Here is a 15969-nt window from a genome sequence, read left to right as displayed (position 1 = left end):
CTGGTAGGACTCCCGGTTGGCGATCAGCGACGCCATCGCGTTGGGCGAACTGCAGTCCATCCGGATCTTGCCGTCGGTGTCCAGGGTCATGAACCGCCAGGTGGCATCGACCAGTGGGTTGACCACGGTGAGCTCGAGATCGTGGCGTTCGGCGATCGCGCCCCAATAGTCCACACTCGCCCCGCCCATTGGGTCCGCCCCGATGCGGATGCCCTCGGCCCGGATCGCCTGCACATCGATGACAGAGGGCAGATCAGCGACGTAAGCGTCCAGGTAGTCGTGCCGCGATACGGCGGCCAGCGCCGAGGCCAGCGGAACGCGCTTCACCTCGCGCAGACCCCCGCGCAGAATCTCGTTGGCGCGCCGCGCGATCACCGACGTCGCGTCGGTGTCGGCCGGTCCGCCGTTGGGCGGGTTGTACTTGAAGCCGCCGTCGCGCGGCGGATTGTGCGACGGGGTGACCACGATCCCGTCGGCCAGTGCGCGCTCGCGGCCGCGGTTGTAGGTCAGGATGGCGTGGCTGACCGCCGGAGTCGGGGTGTAGCGATCGGCCCCGTCCACCATCACCGCGACGTCGTTGCCGGCCAGCACCTCCAGTGCCGACACCCAGGCCGGCTCGGAGAGCCCGTGGGTGTCGCGGCCCAGGAACAGCGGCCCGTCGGTGCCCTGCGCGGCGCGGTACTCGGCGATGGCCTGGGTGGTGGCCAAGATGTGTGCCTCGTTGAACGCCCCGTCCAAGCTCGAGCCGCGGTGCCCGGACGTGCCGAACGCGACCTGCTGGGCGACGTCGTCGGGGTCGGGTTGCACGCAGTAGTAGGCGGTCACCAAATGCGGCAGGTCGATGAGGTCCTCGGGCAGCGCGGGCGTGCCCGCGCGGGGATGTGCCGCCATGGCGCCAATTGTGCCGCCGGAAGGCCATACTGATCCGGTGATTGGCCGCGCCGGATGTGCGACTCCTGCGATTTTCGGGCCGGGTTCGCCCAGTGGACTCACCGGATTCACACTCGCCACCGGGCGTTAACCGTGCTCGGCCACGACAACCGCGAACTGGCCGCGGTGTTCGCCGGCGGTGCGATCGGCGCCGCGGCCCGTGTCGGCCTGGAATCGCTGATGGTGCCCAATCCGGCGCGCTGGCCGTGGCCGACATTCACCGTCAACGTCGTCGGCGCATTCCTGCTCGGCTACTTCACCACCCGGCTGTTGGAACGCCTGCCGCTGTCCAGCTACCGCCGGCCGCTGCTGGGCACCGGGCTGTGCGGCGGACTGACGACGTTTTCCACCATGCAGGTGGAGACACTCAAGATGCTCGCTCACGGCCACTACACCCTGGCCGTGAGCTACACCGCGGCGAGCATCGCGGCCGGCCTGGTGGTGGTGCATCTGGCGACGGCCCTGGTGCGCAGGGTGCGGGTCCGCGGATGAGTCCCGCGCTGTGGGCCGGGGTGCTGGTGATCGGCGGGCTGGGCTCGGTGCTGCGGTTCGTCGTCGACCGCGCGGTCTCCCGCCGCGTCACCGGCGCGGTGCCGTTGGGCACGCTCACCGTGAATGTCAGCGGCGCATTCCTGCTCGGACTGCTCACCGGTCTGGCACCCGGTCCGGCGGTATCGCTGCTGGCCGGGACCGCACTGCTGGGCGCCTACACCACGTTCTCCACCTGGATGCTGGAGACCGACCGGCTGACCGAGGAGCGCCAGATCCGCGGCGCCGTCGCCAACATCGCGCTCAGCGTGCTGCTGGGCCTGTTCGCCGCCGGGGTCGGCTTCTGGCTGGGCGGGCTGGCGTGAGCACCGGGTATCTGCACCTGAGCGCCTACTTCGGCGAACGTCAGCGCACCGGGAAGGCGTTCCTGGCCGAAGCGCTGCTGGATCTGTTCACCGACCACGACGTGGCCAGCAGCGTGATGGTGCGCGGCATCGCCGGTTTCGGGGTCCGCCACGTCCTGCGCAGCGACCGGTCGCTGAGCCTCTCGGAAGATCCGCCGGTCATGGTCACCGCCGTGGACACCGCCGTGACGATCGAGGCCCTCCTCGCCGACGTCCCGGGCCTGGTGCGACGCGGCCTGGTGACGGTGCAGCCCGCCGCACTGCTCGGCGGGCACCTGCCCGACCCCGGACTGGCAGACGACGAGGGAGTCAAACTGACCGTCCACGTCGGGCGGGGGCGCTCCGTCGACGGGCGGCCCGCCTACCGTGCGGTGTGCGCCGCGCTCCAGGAGAGCGGTTTCCTGGGGGCCGTGACCTTCCTTGGAGTCGACGGGGTGAGCGGCGGGCAGCGGCGCCGGGCGCACTTCTTCAGCCGCAACGACGACGTACCGGCGCGAGTGGTCGCCGTCGGCTTTGCCGGACAGGCCCGGGCGGCGCTGTCCGGGTTGGCGGCAGTGCTGGACGAACCTGTGCTCACCGTGCAGGGCACCCGGGTCTGCAAGCGGGACGGCGAACTACTCGGCCGGCCCACCGGAGCGGACCGCAAGCTGGTGATTGCCACCGACGAGTCGGCCCTCTACGAGGGCGCACCCATCCACCGCGCGGTGGTGCGCCGCCTGCGCGAGGAGCGGGTGGCCGCCGGTGCGACGGTGCTGCGCGGCATCTGGGGCTTCCGCGGCGACCAGGCGCCGCGTGGCGACCGGCTGTTCCAACTGGGCCGCCGGGTGCCCGTGGTGACGACCGTCGTGGACACCCCCGAGCGCATCGCCGAGAGCTTCCGCATCGTCGACGAGATCACCGCCGATCACGGCCTGGTGACCTGCGAGCCGGTGCCGCGGGTGCTGGTGGTCGGCGGCGGGTAGCCGGTCAGCGCAGCAGCACTGTCCCGCCGGCCAGCAGGGCGATCACCTTGACGGCTTCCAGGGCGACGTAGACGTGGTGGGCACGGGAACGCCCGCCGGGCCCCCCGCCGGCCAGGACCGCATCGGAGCGCCGCGACAGCGCCGGGCGCACCAGCACCACCTGGGCGCCCAGGGCCGCCACGGCCACCCCGGCCGCCACCACCGCGACCGCCGGGGGCCGTCCCAGCACGACGGCGACCACCACGACCGTGGCCAGCGCGACCTCGCAGATGTTCAGCGCGCGGAACACCAGCCGCCCGATGCCCAGCCCGATCGGCAGGGTGACCCCCGGGGCGCGGAACTTCAGCGGCGCCTCCAGGAAGGAAATGGCGGCGACCATGCCGAACCAGGTGAACAGCGCCGCGACGGCCAGCGCCGACCAGTGATTCACTGCCCCACCCCCTATCACGGTGCTGACGCCGACGTTAGGCCGTCCGGGTCCCGGCCCGCCCCCGGTTCCCCGATACCGGTGTGGAACTGCGCCGTCCTCCCTACGATCAGCTCATCAGGTGATATCGGTCCGGAGGAGGCATGCGATGACGAGTGAACGCGACACGGTGGGTACCGGGGTGGCAGGCAAGCTGGGGTGGCTGCGCGACTCGATGAAAACCCAGCCCGACGGGGCGGCCGACTCGGCGTGGGGCTGGATCGAGGACCTCTCCGAGAAGGCCAAGACCGACGCCGACGCCGCGGATTCGGACCTCAACGAGTTGTTCCGGCTGGGTAACGCGCCGACCGATCTGAACGGACCGACCGAGGGCATGCTGGTGATGACCACCACCAACCCCGCCTTCGACGCCGTGGTGCGCGCCATCACCGCACTGTGGATGCCCTGGCAGGGCAAACGCTTCGACAACCAGGCCGCCACCGGCGACAACCGGCTGACCCGCAGCACCGGGGTGGTCGGCAAACTGCTATGGCCGCTGTACTCGATGCGCGACGCCGCCGGGGGCAAACTGGCCTTCGACTTCAAGACCTACGTCGAGGCCGGCAAGGAGGACCCCGACGTCAACGTCATGGTGATCGACTACGCCGACGTCGAGGACAATCCGAAGCTGACCATCCGCAAGGTCCGCGACGAACTCGTCGAGGTCGTCCCGGGCGTCTACCTCGGCAAGATCCTGTTCAAGACCGACTCCGGCTACACCAAGCTGGGCTACTTCGCGCTGCGCACCCCGCGCTGAGAGAAAGGCTGATCGACATGAGCGACAAGCAGTGGTACGAACAACCGTCACTCGTCCTGCAAATCAGCACTCTCAAGGGCATCCGTGAGGATCTGCGGGCACACAATCTGTACGAGGGCGAGGGCATGCGTCCCACGACCGATCTCGGTGCGCCCACCGAGGAGGCCAAGCGGGCCCGCACCCCTGATGGCACGTTCAATGACCTCTCGGACCCTTGGATGGGCGCGGCGGGCACGGGCTTCGGCCGCAACGCCCCGCTGAACTACACCATCACTCACACCACCAAGCTGCTCGATCCCGACCCCCGGCTGATCAGCCGCAAACTCATGGCCCGGGACTCGTTCAAGCCGGCCGGCATCATCAACAGCATCGCCGCGGCGTGGCTCCAGTTCGAGAACCACAACTGGTTCTTCCACGGCAACGGCGAGCCCGACAAGGTCATCGAGATCCCGCTGGGCGCCAACGATGACTTCCCCGAGAACCCGATGCGGATTCGCCGGACCATCCCGATGAACGGCCGCGAGATCATCGACGGCCAGCCGGCTCCGGTCTTCGCCAACTCCGAGACGCACTGGTGGGACGGCTCGCAGCTCTACGGCAGCGGCAGCGAGAAGCAGTCCGAGGTCCGCACCTTCGTCGACGGCAAGGTCAAGATCGGCGGCGATGGCCGGCTGCCCAAGAGCGAGCAATACGAGGGCATCGACCTGACCGGCATGGAGGAGAACTACTGGACCGGCGTCGGCATCCTGCACACCCTGTTCGCCCGTGAGCACAACGCTGTCTGCGACGCCCTGAAGAAGGCTTACCCCAGCTGGGACGACCAGCGGCTCTACGAAGTCGCCGTCCTCACGGTGTCTGCGCTGATCGCCAAGATTCACACCGTCGAATGGACATGCTGCGTGCTGCGCCATCCGGCGTTGCAGATCGCCATGAACGCGAACTGGTACGGGATGCTCGGCGAGACCTTCAAGGACAAGATCGGTCGCGTCGGCGACAGCGAGTTGCTGTCGGGAATCGTCGGCTCTCCGCTGGACCACGGCGCAACACCGTTCTCACTCACCGAGGAATTCGTCTCGGTCTACCGGATGCACGCGCTGATCCCCGACGACTGGAATTTCTTCTCGCTGGAGTCCGGAGAGCACCTGGCGACCAAGACCTTCACCGAAATCCAGGGCAAGTACACCCGTGACTTCATGCGCAGCATGGAGTTGACCGATATCTGGTACTCGATGGGTCAGGCCAGCGCGGGCGCGGTCTGCCTGCACAACTACCCCAACGCCCTGCGCAAGCTGGAGCGGCTGGACGGTCAGATCACCGACCTGGCCACCCTGGACATCGTTCGCGACCGCGAGCGTGGCGTGCCCCGCTACAACGACTTCCGCGAGATGCTGCGGATGCCGCGCCGTAAGAGCATCGAGGAGATCACGCCCAACAAGCAGTGGGCCAAGGAGATCAACGATGTCTACAACGGCGACGTCGACCTGGTGGACACCCAGGTCGGGATGCAGGCCGAGCAGCCGCCCAAGGGCTTCGGCTTCTCCGACACCGCCTTCCGGATCTTCATCGTGATGGCCTCGCGCCGGCTGAAGTCCGACCGGTTCTTCACCACCGACTTCAACGCCAAGGTCTACACCCAGGTCGGCTTCGACTGGGTCAACAACACCTCGATGAAGGACGTCGTCCTGCGCCACTACCCCGAACTGGAGCCGGTGATCGGCGGGGATCGGGTGGAGCGGATCTTCGCTCCGTGGCCCAAGCTGGGCGCCCCCGAGCCGGGCAAACCCAACCGGATCGTCCAGCTGGCCGACACCGTCCGCGCCTACCTGCCCTGGGGGTAACCGGGTCTCCCGGGACGCCTCGCGGGGCTGCCTCCTGCGGTGATTGCCGCAATCGCCGACAACGGGTGCGATTGTGGCCTGCCGTGCCCTACGATCTCCTACGATCGCCAGGGTGACGGCTTACGAACAGGAGGCATCGGATGGCGGGTAAACGCGACACGGTCGCTGCCGGGGTGGCGGGCAAGCTGGGGTGGCTGCGCGACTCGGTGAAAGCCCATCCGGATGGGGCGACCGACTCGGCCTGGGGCTGGATTGCCGATCTCTCCAAGAAGGCCAAGACCGACGCCGATACCGCGGACTCCGACCTCAACGAGCTGTTCCGGCTGGGCACCGCGCCCACCGACCTGCACGGACCGACCGAGGGCATGCTGGTGATGACCACCACCAACCCCGCCTTCGACGCGGTGGTGCGCGCCATCACCGCACTGTGGATGCCCTGGCAGGGCAAACGCTTCGACAACCAGGCCGCCACCGGCGACAACCGGCTGACCCGCAGCACCGGGGTGGTCGGCAAGCTGCTGTGGCCGCTGTACTCGATGCGCGACCACGTCGACGGCAAACTGGCCTTCGACTTCAAGACCTACGTCGAGGCCGGCAAGGAGGACCCCGACGTCAACGTCATGGTGATCGACTACGCCGACATCGAGGACAACCCGAAGCTGATCATCCGCAGGGTCCGCGACGAACTCGTCGAACTGGTGCCCGGGGTGTACCTGGGCAAGATCCTGTTCCGGACCGACTCCGGCTACACCAAGCTGGGCTACTTCGCCCTGCGCACCCCGCGCTGAGCGGGTCTTCACGCGTTCGAAGCACCAACACAGGGGAAGGGAAACCAAGCACATGAGTGACCGGCAGTGGTACGAGAACCCGTCGCTGATCCTGCAGATCCACGCGCTCACCAAGCTGCGCGACGAGCTGCGCGAGCACAACCTGTTCGAGGGTGAGGGCATCCGGCCCAAGACCGACTTGGGCGAGCTGACCGACGAGGTCAAGCGGGCCCGGACCCCCGACGGCACCTTCAACGACCTGTCCGATCCGTGGATGGGCGCGGCGGGCACCGGATTCGGCCGCAACGCCCCGCCGTCGATGACGATCACCCGCACCACCAAGCTGCTCGATCCCGACCCGCGGCTGATCAGCCGCAAGCTGATGGCCCGCGACTCGTTCAAGCCCGCCGGCAGCGTCAACACCATCTCCGCGTACTGGATCAAGTTCGAGAACGACAACTGGTTCTTCCACGGCAACGGCGAGCCGGACAAGGTCATCGACATTCCGCTGCGCGAAGGCGACGACTTCCCGCGCAACCCGATGCAGATCCGCCGCACCATCCCGATGAACGGCCGCGAGATCGTCGATGGCGAGCCGGCGCCGGTCTTCGCCAACTCCGAGACCCACTGGTGGGACGGCTCGCAGATTTACGGCAGCGGCAAGGAGAAGCAGACCGAGGTCCGCACCTTCGTCGACGGCAAGGTCAAGGTCCAGCACGACGGCCGGCTGCCTAAGAGCGAGCACTTCGAGGGCATCGACCTGACCGGCTTCGAGGAGAACTACTGGACCGGTGTCGGACTGCTGCACACCCTGTTCGCCCGCGAGCACAACGCGGTGTGCGACGCCCTGAAGAAGGCCTACCCCAGCCTGGACGACCAGCGGCTGTTCGAGCTCGGCGTGCTCATCGTCTCGGCGCTGATCGCCAAGATCCACACCGTGGAGTGGACCACCTGCATCCTGCGCCACCCGGCGCTGCAGATCGGTATGAACGCCAACTGGTACGGCGCCCTCGGGGAGACCTTCAAAGACAAGATCGGCCGCGTCGGCGACAGCGAAGCGCTGTCCGGCATCGTCGGATCCCCGGTGGATCATCACTCCGCACCGTTCTCGCTGACCGAGGAGTTCGTGTCGGTCTACCGGCTGCACCCGCTGATCCCGGACGACTGGAACTTCTTCTCCCTGGAGTCCGGCGAGCACCTGGTCAACAAGACCTTCACCGATATCCAGGGCAAATACACCCGTGACTTCATGCACAGCATGCAGATGGGCGACCTCTGGTACTCGATGGGCCAGGCCAGCGCGGGCGCAGTCTGCCTGCACAACTACCCCAACACGCTGCGCAAGCTGGAGCGCCTCGACGGCCAGTTCACCGACCTGGCCACCTTGGACCTGGTGCGCGACCGTGAACGCGGCGTGCCCCGCTACAACGACTTCCGCGAAGCACTGCACATGCCGCGGCGCAAGAGCATCGAGGAGATCACCCCCAACAAGGAGTGGGCCAAGGAGATCAACGAGATCTACAACGGCGACGTCGACCTGGTGGACACCCAGATCGGCATGCAGGCCGAGCAGCCGCCCAAGGGCTTCGGCTTCTCCGACACCGCCTTCCGGATCTTCATCGTGATGGCCTCGCGCCGGCTGAAGTCCGACCGGTTCTTCACCACCGACTTCACCCCCGAGGTCTACACCCAGGTCGGCTTCGACTGGGTCAACAACACCTCGATGAAGGACGTCGTCCTGCGCCACTACCCCGAACTGGAGCCGGTCGTCGGCGGGGATCGGGTGGAGCGGATCTTCGCTCCGTGGCCCAAGCTGGGCGCCCCGGAGCCGGGCAAGCCCAACCGGATCGTCCAGCTGGCCGATACGGTTCGCGCCTACCTGCCGTGGGGGTAGACGATCGTGGCCGGTGACTTCCCGCACGCTTCAGTTCTGGAAGGCATCCGCTTCACCGCGCAGGTCGGCGCGCCCAACATCATCCAGGGGCTTTTCAGTAAGCGGGAGCTCCCGGTCAAGATCGCCTCTCGGCTGGGTGCCGACCATCTCGGCTACCAGTTGGTCGAGGGACTGGTCAAGCGTTACGGCCCGGGCCCGTTCTACGTCCGCGTCGCCAAGGACGAGGCGCTGCTGGTCCACCATCCCGACGACCTGAAGTTCGTGATGGGCGGAGCGCCGGATCCCTTCGCGTCCGACCCGGAGCCGAAGAAGAAGGGAATGGCCGCCTTCCAGCCCGACGCTCTGACGATCTCGCGCGGGGACCTGTGGGCGCAGCGGCGGCAGTTCGCCGATGCCGTTCTGGAACCCGACAAACCGGTGCACAAACTGGCCAAGTCGTTCGCCGGGGTGGCCGCGGACACCGCCCGCGAACTCGCCGGACGCCCGATCCGCTGGCAGGACATCGACGAGGCGTTCCTGCGGATGATCCGGCGGGTGGTGGTCGGCGACAGCGCGGCCGGGGACACCGCGATCACCGATCTGCTCGGGGAGTTGATGGCGCAGGGCAACAAGATGCCCGGCGAGCCCGGGCCGCAGTACCCGGAGTTCATCGCCATGATCGATCGCTATATCGCGAAGGCGGATCCGGGCAGCCTGGCCTCGCTGGTCGGCAAGGCGCCGACTCCGCCGGGCGGGGCGGCCGGGCAGATGGTGCACTGGATGTTCGCGCTCAAAGCCAACGAGGCGGCCAACGTCTTCCGGGCGCTGGCGGCCCTGGCCACCCACCCGGAGCAGCAGCGGGAGGCCCGCAACGAGGTCGCCGCGGCCGATCTGACCACCGCCAAGGGTGTGGCGTCGCTGGAGTATCTGGCCGGCTGCCTGCTGGAGGCGATGCGGTTGTGGCCGACAGTCGGGCTGCTGGTCAAGGTGACGACCCGCGACATCGAATTCCCCAGTGGCGCAGTGCTTCCCGAAGGCCGGCAGGTGTTGATCTACAACGTGTTCAACCACCGCAACCGGGCCCGGATCCCGTACGCCGACCGCTTCTCGCCCGGGGAGTGGGTCAGCGGCACCGCGGGTGCGGACTGGTCCTACAACTTCTTCAGCCACGGCCCGCAGAACTGCCCCGGTGCGGGAATCTCGGTGTTCCTCGGGACGGCTTTCCTGGCCAACCTGCTCAAGGCCGGCGATCTGTCGGTCAGCGGGGTCCGGCTTGACCCCGGCAAACCGCTGCCGCACACCGTCGACCTCTACGGACTGCAGGTCACCGTCGCGCCGACGTGATCCGGCACCCCGCCCGACTCGCCCTACTCGCCCTACTCGCCCTGTTGGCGGCCGGGTGCACGACACCGCAGACCCAGGCACCGCAGACCCCAGTACCGCAGACCCTGCAGACTCCTGCGCCGCAGACCCTGCAGACTCGGGCACCGCAGACCAAGAAGTGGGTCGACCTGGAGCCGGGCGACTGCCTGGCCGCCGCCCCGCCCACCGATCCCGCCCAGGTGATGGTGACGGTGGTGGACTGCCGCAGCGCTCATCAGGCCGAGACGTTTCTGCGGGCGGACATCCCGGTCGACACCGCCCTCGATGACGTCGCCAGCCGGCGTTGCACCGCCGGACTGACCGACTACACCGGGCGCGTGGCCGGCGGCGACTGGGTGATCACCTACCTCATCGATTCGGTGCAGGACCGCACGACCAATAACCCCTATCCGAGCACGGTGATCTGCCTGCTGCAGAGCGCCCGTGGCGCGCCCCTGACCGGGACCGCGCGCTCCTAAACGGGGTATTTCCTCAGCTAGACGGGTGTCAAGTGGCAAACACCACATTCCTGGGAAACATGCAATTTCAGACTGATGTCGCAGTCAAGCGACATTTCTTGTGCCCGAACTTGCATCTGAGCAAACATCACGTTAACGTCTCTTCAGGATCTTCCCAGATTCGTGTTATCTAACGTTTAGCTCGCGCCTACCAGCGGGAACTGCTCACAAGGAGACTCTAGCTATGGCCACTCAGACTCGGCCGTTCGTCATGACCGGAGCGGCGCTGGCCAGCGTCGCCGCGATCGCCGCCGCGGCCCCCGCGGTTGTGCCCGGGCACATCGCCGGGCTGCCCACCCCGCTCAGCCTGTCTCAGGCCCAGTACGAGCTGACCGCTTTGGCTGACATCTCCATCCAGGGCGCAATCAACGCCTTCACCACCGGCTGGGGCGGCTTCATCGGCGCCGATGACCCCTACTTCCCCGGCTTCGCCAACGACGCGAAGCTGACCGGCTTCCAAGGCGTGGGCTACTACCTGGTCGACCAGGCGCTGGAGGGCATCGTCCCGTTCAACCTGGAGAACTACTTCTTCGAGGTCGGCAGCCAGAATCCGTCGAACTTCGCCTTCTCCGGCGCCACGGCGGCCGCCTACGTCGGTGCCAGCGAGGTCTTCGGCGTCGATTCGCTGCCGGCCCAGTTCCTGGGCTCGCTGGTCACCGGCTCGAGCAGCATCGGTGATGCGATTGTCGCCCTGACCGCCGGGATTCCGGTTGTCGGCGATCTGACCAGCGTCTACTTCACCGGCCTGGCTCCCAACGACGCGACCGAGTACGGCACCGGCGTCATGGGCGTGCTGTCCTACGCCGTCCAGAAGGTGCTGCCCGGCATCCTCGGCGGAGTCACCGGACTGGACTTCGGCGGCATCGCCGCCGGCGTCGTCGGCCTGGTCAGCGGCCTGATCGGTAACCTCGGCAACTTTGGCTGGGGCGGCCGCGGCTGGTCGGACGACGACGAGGGTGACGACTCCGAGGACGGCGACGGTTGGGGCTGGGGCTGGGGTAACGGCAACGGTCACGGCCACGGCCACGACTGGGAGGACCGCACGGCCGCTCCCGCGGCTGCGGTGACCGGCGACGCTCCGGCTGCCACGGCCGCTTCGGCTCGGGCTGCCGCTGCCGATGCGGGCGCGGCTGCTGCCACCTCGGACAACGGCGAGGCTGCTGCGGCGGACAACGACTCGGCTGCAGGCGACAGCGCTGACGCCGCGGGTTCCGCCGACGCCTCCGCGTCGGATGCCCCGGCTGCGGCGGCTGAGCCCGCCGAAGCGCCGCGGGCTTCGGCCAAGGCGGGCGCGACCAGCCGTGGCGGCAAGAAGGCTAAGGCCGAGAGCTCGGCGGACGACGCCGCAGCCTGACACCTGGCTAAAAACTTCGGCCCCTTCCCTCGGGAAGGGGCCGAAGTTTTTTCCTGCTCACCCTGTGACGCCGGTCGCATCCGCACGGTCGTGTTGGTTGCTTAACACCCGACCGTTTCTATAGGGTCACAAGATTCGAGTTGTGGGGTTTCGGTCGAGGGCGACGGGTGTGGGAACGTCGCCGCTAGCCGATGGGTGAGCCGTTGTCATGTAGTAGACGTAGTGGGGACCGGGCCGCGGGGTTCGTTGGCGCGCTGTCGGTGGCCCTGGGTGCCTGGGCGGTGATCGCGGCTGCGCCCATCGCCCACGCCGACGACGCCGCACCGGCGGACTCCTCGGCTATCCCGCAGTCCTCGGCATCGGCCGCGTCGGCGGTGAGGCGATCGGATCGCGCTGCGGCGGGCACCCGGCGGCCCGCACCGGCATCCACCCCGGAGCAACGAGCGTCGGCCGAGCGCGCGCCGCACCCCGACGGGGGCGCGTCCGTCCGGCGTGAGCGCGGAGCGCGCGCCACACCCACGAGTGCGCCGCACGCCGAGTTGTCCGTGCGGTTGCCCGGACAACTCGCCGAACCCGTCCCAGCCCGATCCCGGGCCGTGGCACGCCTATTGCCCGACCCGATCGCTCCCTCCGCGACGGTGAGCGCCGCGACCGTGAGCACCGCGACGGTGACCGCGACTGCACCGTCAGCCGCACCGGAACTGAGCGCACCGGTGCCCCTGACATCGCGACCGGGCAGCGTGCTGCTGGGACTCCTGGGTGGCACCGGCGACCCCGGCGTCCCCGCGGCCGCCCCGCTGGCGTGGGCGACACTGGCGGTCAGCCGCCGCGCACCCGCCGACCCCCTCTCGGACTTCATCCGGATCTTCATCGGGGACGGCACCGCCGAAAACCCCAACGCCGGAATCCTTCTCGGTAACGGCTATTCGTGGACGGATTCCTCGTGCACCGGCGACACCGCCTGCACCGGGGGCAACGGCGGGCTGATCGGTGACGGCGGCAACGGCTTCAACGGCGGCGGCGGCGGATCGGCGGGCTGGTTCGGCAGCGGCGGCAACGGCGGCGCGGGTGTCGCCGGCATCAACGGCGGGCTCGGCGGCAACGGCGGAACCGGCGGGCTCTTCGCGGGCAGCGGCGGCAACGGCGGAACCGGCGCGGCCGCGTCCGGGCCCACCGGCGACGGCGCGGCCGGCGGCGACGGCGGGAACACCGGGTTCCTGTCGTTCTCGGGCACCGGCGGGGACGGCGGTTCCGGTGGCGCCGGCGGGGCGGTCAGCGGATCCGGCGGTGCCGGCGGGGACGGCGGTGACGCGGGCCTGCTCGCCCTGATCGGCAACGGCGGTGGCGGCGGGGCCGGCGGGGCGTCGGCGACCCTCGGCGGGGACGGCGGCGACGGCGGCAACGCCGCACTGCTCATCGGCGACGGCGGCGACGGCGGGGCCGGCGGGGCGGCCGGCGTCGGCGGTGTCGGCGGCAACGGCGGCGCCGGCGGCAACGCGGGCGTGATCGGCAACGGCGGCCAGGGCGGCGGCGGCGGGTTCGGCAGCACGGTCGGCGGCGGCACCGGCAACGGCGTCACCGGGATGCTGTCGATGCTCGGCGGCGGCGGCGCCGCGACCAGCGTCGCCCAACCCCAGCCCGCGGCCGTCTGGGATTTCTTCGTCGGGGCCTGGAACGATCTGGCCACCTGGGTGTCCAACGTCTGGAACGGCGCGATCACCACCTTCCAGCAGTTCACCGCGGCCGTCGCCGGCTACGTCGGCAACGTGGTGAACGACCTGCTCGACCGGCTGCGGACGGTTCTGGTGGATCAGCTCACGCCCTGGCTCACCAACATCACCGGTTCTGCAGCACTCGCGAGCGCCGTCGCGCCGATCATCATCGACGCCGTCGGCGACTGGATCTTCAACGGCACCGTCGCCCCGGAGTTCAACCGGCTGGTCACCGCCCCCGCCCTGCGCCTGTTCCTCTCCGAGCGCGTCGGCCTCATCCTGGCCGGGGCCGGCGTACCGCAGCCGGTCGGCGAGGCGGTCGGGGCCGCCGTCGCCGACGCCCTGGCCGCACTCGCCAATCCCGGATTCACCAGCGCGCTGGGAACGCTCATCGTCAGCATCCCCTGGGTGCCGTCCGGGTGGGCCCTGGTCGAGACGCTGTGGAACCTCCTGTTCACCGATCTGACGCTGGTGCGGGTCCTCGAGCGCCAACTGGGCACCACGGCCACCCGCGACGCGCTCGCCACCTTCCTGGCTACACCCGCGGTGCAGCAGACCCTCGGAATCTCCGCCGGCAACTTCACCATCGCCCTCATGGACAGCCCCGCCGACCGGGCTCTCGTCGGCAGTGAGATCAACAGGGCACTGACCCCGGGCCTGACCCCCGTCGTCGGCGCCCCCGCCGCCGGCGCGCTGGGCACCGTCGCCGCGGACACGGTGGTGACGCTGCTGGGCGACCCGGCCGTCATCAGCGGAGCCGGCGCGGTGGCGAGATCGGCGGTCACCAGCCTGCTGGGCGCGCCGGGTGTGAGCGGGGCGCTGGCCGACTTCGCGGTCGCGATCCTGCCGGTGCTGTTCGATACGGTCATCGGACCGCCGGCCGACGACGGCGCCCGCGTCGTCGAAGCCCTGACCGCCCTGCTGAACAACGCGGCGGTGCCGGGTGCGCTGGCCTCCGCGGTGACCGCCGCATTCGCGACCGCCGACTCCGCGCTGCTGGCCAACCCCGCCGTGCACACCGCCGTGGGCCGGGCCGTCGCCACCGCGGTCATCGAGCTGGCCGCCGCACCCGCGCTGCAAACGCTGGTCCGCGAACAGCTGCGCGCGCTGATCACCGATGCCCTCTTCAGAGACGTCAGCGCGCCCGCCACCGCGGCCCTCGCCTCCATCCTGAGCGACGCCGTCATCACCCTGATGGCCACCCCGGCGGTGCGCAACGGCATCGGCACCGTCGCCGGAAGCGCGGTGTCGGCCGCCCTGGCCCAACCCGGTCTGAGCACCACGCTGACCTCCACGGCCGCCCGGCTCACCCTGTCGGTGCTGTCCGGCGCGGACCCCGCCACCCTGCTCGGCCCGGCCCTGGCCGCCCTGCAAGCCGACCCGGTCCTGCTCGCCGCGGTGGGATCGGGCCTGCTGGGCGCCATCTCCGCCGCCGACACCGCGCTGCTGGCCAACCCGGCCGCGCAGCAGGCGCTGGGTGACACCGCCGGCACGCTGCTGGTCAGCCTCGGCGCCGACCCCGACGTGCGCGCGCTGATCGAGGTACAGCTGCGCGCCTACATCGTCGCCAGCCTGACCCCCGGCCTCGACGTGCCCGCCTCCACCGCGATCGCAACCACGGTGACCAACGCCGTGGTGGGTCTGCTGGCCGATCCGGCGGTGCGCACCGGGGCGGGCACGCTGGTCGACACCACGCTGACCACCGCGCTGGCCCAGCCCGGGCTGAGCACCGCGCTGACCACCGCCGCCGGACAGCTCGCCATCGCCGTGCTGTCCGGTTCCACCTCGGCCGCCGCCGTGAACACCGCGCTCACCGCACTGCTGGCCGACCCGGCCACCCTGCCCGCCCTCGGCGCCACCCTCGCGGGCGCGCTGTCGACCCTCGACACCGCGCTGCTGAGCGTGCCCGCCGTCCAGACCGCCCTGGGCTCGACCGCCGCCACCGCGGTCACCGACCTCACCTCGGCACCGTCGGTGCGCGCCCTGATCGCCACCCAGCTGCGCTCGGCACTGACCGCCGCTCTGACCCCGACACTCGGCGCCTCACTGGCGCTGCCCCTCGGCATCGTCGCGGGCGACGCGGTGGCCGGACTGCTCGCCGAACCCGCACTGCGCGCGGGGCTGGGCACCCTGGTCGCAACCACACTGACCACCGCGCTGGCCCAGCCCGGGTTGGGCACCGCCCTGACCGGCACCCTCGGACGGGTCGCCCTGACCGCGCTGGCCGATCCCGACCCCGCCACCGCCCTGGGCCCCGCGCTGGCCGCCGCACTGCCCGCACTGCTGGCCAACCCCGCGGTCACGGCCGGCATCGGACCCACGCTCGCCGCCGCGCTGTCGACGCTGGACACCGCGCTGCTGGGTGTCCCCGCCGTGCAGACCGTGCTCGGAAACACGGCGGGCACCGTGGTCAGCGAGCTGACGTCGGCGCGCGCGGTGCGTGCGCTGATCGGCGCCGAGCTGCCTCCGGTGCTCGCCGGCGCCCTGGCCCCGACCCTCGGCACGCCGCTGGCGACCCTGATCGGCCGGGTCGGCAC

The 15969-nt window shown here is 69.8% G+C and carries 12 protein-coding genes and 2 pseudogenes; 11 read left to right on the top strand and 3 right to left on the bottom strand.

The genetic code is table 11. The features are described 5' to 3' along the window. Positions 1 to 891, bottom strand: a pseudogene (locus ACKOB8_RS09445) (phosphoglucomutase, alpha-D-glucose phosphate-specific); the annotation flags it as partial. Between the two features lie 132 nt (positions 892 to 1023). Between ACKOB8_RS09445 and crcB (ACKOB8_RS09440) the strand changes: the two are divergent. From crcB (ACKOB8_RS09440) to ACKOB8_RS09430, 3 genes are read left to right on the top strand one after another with little or no spacing between them, the layout of a single operon-like run. Beyond that, positions 1024 to 1422: a fluoride efflux transporter CrcB gene (gene crcB / locus ACKOB8_RS09440; protein ID WP_526376953.1), complete on the top strand. Its 399-nt coding sequence runs from the start codon at positions 1024 to 1026 to the stop codon at positions 1420 to 1422. Beyond that, complete coding sequence (gene crcB / locus ACKOB8_RS09435) at positions 1419 to 1784, top strand: fluoride efflux transporter CrcB (protein WP_526376952.1); 366 nt, start codon at positions 1419 to 1421, stop codon at positions 1782 to 1784. The genes crcB (ACKOB8_RS09440) and crcB (ACKOB8_RS09435) overlap by 4 nt, the downstream gene beginning before the upstream one ends. Then, entirely contained in the window at positions 1781 to 2785 is a 1005-nt protein-coding gene (locus ACKOB8_RS09430; RefSeq protein ID WP_526376951.1) for a DUF190 domain-containing protein, read from the top strand. The genes crcB (ACKOB8_RS09435) and ACKOB8_RS09430 overlap by 4 nt, the downstream gene beginning before the upstream one ends. 4 nt (positions 2786 to 2789) lie before the next feature. Here the strand turns inward: ACKOB8_RS09430 and ACKOB8_RS09425 are convergent, their stop codons facing one another. Next, entirely contained in the window at positions 2790 to 3215 is a 426-nt protein-coding gene (locus tag ACKOB8_RS09425) for a hypothetical protein (RefSeq protein ID WP_526376950.1), read from the bottom strand. 145 nt (positions 3216 to 3360) lie between these two features. Between ACKOB8_RS09425 and ACKOB8_RS09420 the strand changes: the two genes are divergently transcribed. The 7 genes from ACKOB8_RS09420 to ACKOB8_RS09390 all read left to right on the top strand — a co-directional run bounded on the left by ACKOB8_RS09420 (position 3361) and on the right by ACKOB8_RS09390 (position 11720). Further along, a complete protein-coding gene (locus ACKOB8_RS09420) occupies positions 3361 to 4008 on the top strand; it encodes a hypothetical protein (protein ID WP_526376949.1) in 648 nt (215 codons plus the stop codon). A 17-nt stretch (positions 4009 to 4025) separates the two neighbouring features. Then, on the top strand, positions 4026 to 5846 hold the full coding sequence (locus ACKOB8_RS09415; protein ID WP_526376948.1) for a peroxidase family protein: 1821 nt from the start codon (positions 4026 to 4028) through the stop codon (positions 5844 to 5846). Positions 5847 to 5986: 140 nt separating this feature from the next. Then, positions 5987 to 6634, top strand: a complete 648-nt coding sequence (locus ACKOB8_RS09410) for a hypothetical protein (protein WP_526376947.1) — start codon at positions 5987 to 5989, stop codon at positions 6632 to 6634. A gap of 52 nt (positions 6635 to 6686) precedes the next feature. Next, the gene (locus ACKOB8_RS09405) at positions 6687 to 8507 is read left to right on the top strand and encodes a peroxidase family protein (RefSeq protein WP_526376946.1); all 1821 of its coding nucleotides are present in this window, start codon (positions 6687 to 6689) and stop codon (positions 8505 to 8507) included. A gap of 6 nt (positions 8508 to 8513) precedes the next feature. Next, positions 8514 to 9830: a cytochrome P450 gene (locus ACKOB8_RS09400; RefSeq protein WP_526376945.1), complete on the top strand. Its 1317-nt coding sequence runs from the start codon at positions 8514 to 8516 to the stop codon at positions 9828 to 9830. Further along, positions 9830 to 10327, top strand: a complete 498-nt coding sequence (locus ACKOB8_RS09395) for a hypothetical protein (protein WP_526376954.1) — start codon at positions 9830 to 9832, stop codon at positions 10325 to 10327. The genes ACKOB8_RS09400 and ACKOB8_RS09395 overlap by 1 nt, the downstream gene beginning before the upstream one ends. Before the next feature lie 223 nt (positions 10328 to 10550). Beyond that, positions 10551 to 11720 (top strand): hypothetical protein, encoded by a 1170-nt coding sequence (locus ACKOB8_RS09390; RefSeq protein WP_526376944.1) that lies wholly within the window; start codon positions 10551 to 10553, stop codon positions 11718 to 11720. A gap of 184 nt (positions 11721 to 11904) precedes the next feature. On the opposite strand, the gene ACKOB8_RS09385 is transcribed toward ACKOB8_RS09390, so the two are convergent. Next, positions 11905 to 12150: a hypothetical protein gene (locus ACKOB8_RS09385; protein ID WP_526376943.1), complete on the bottom strand. Its 246-nt coding sequence runs from the start codon at positions 12148 to 12150 to the stop codon at positions 11905 to 11907. A gap of 208 nt (positions 12151 to 12358) precedes the next feature. Here ACKOB8_RS09385 and ACKOB8_RS09380 point away from each other — a divergent pair. Beyond that, positions 12359 to 15969, top strand: a pseudogene (locus ACKOB8_RS09380) (hypothetical protein); the annotation flags it as partial.

Origin of the sequence: Mycobacterium sp. (assembly GCF_046091765.1) — a bacterium.
Lineage (GTDB): Bacteria > Actinomycetota > Actinomycetes > Mycobacteriales > Mycobacteriaceae > Mycobacterium.
This window is presented reverse-complemented; position numbering and strand designations above follow the sequence as displayed.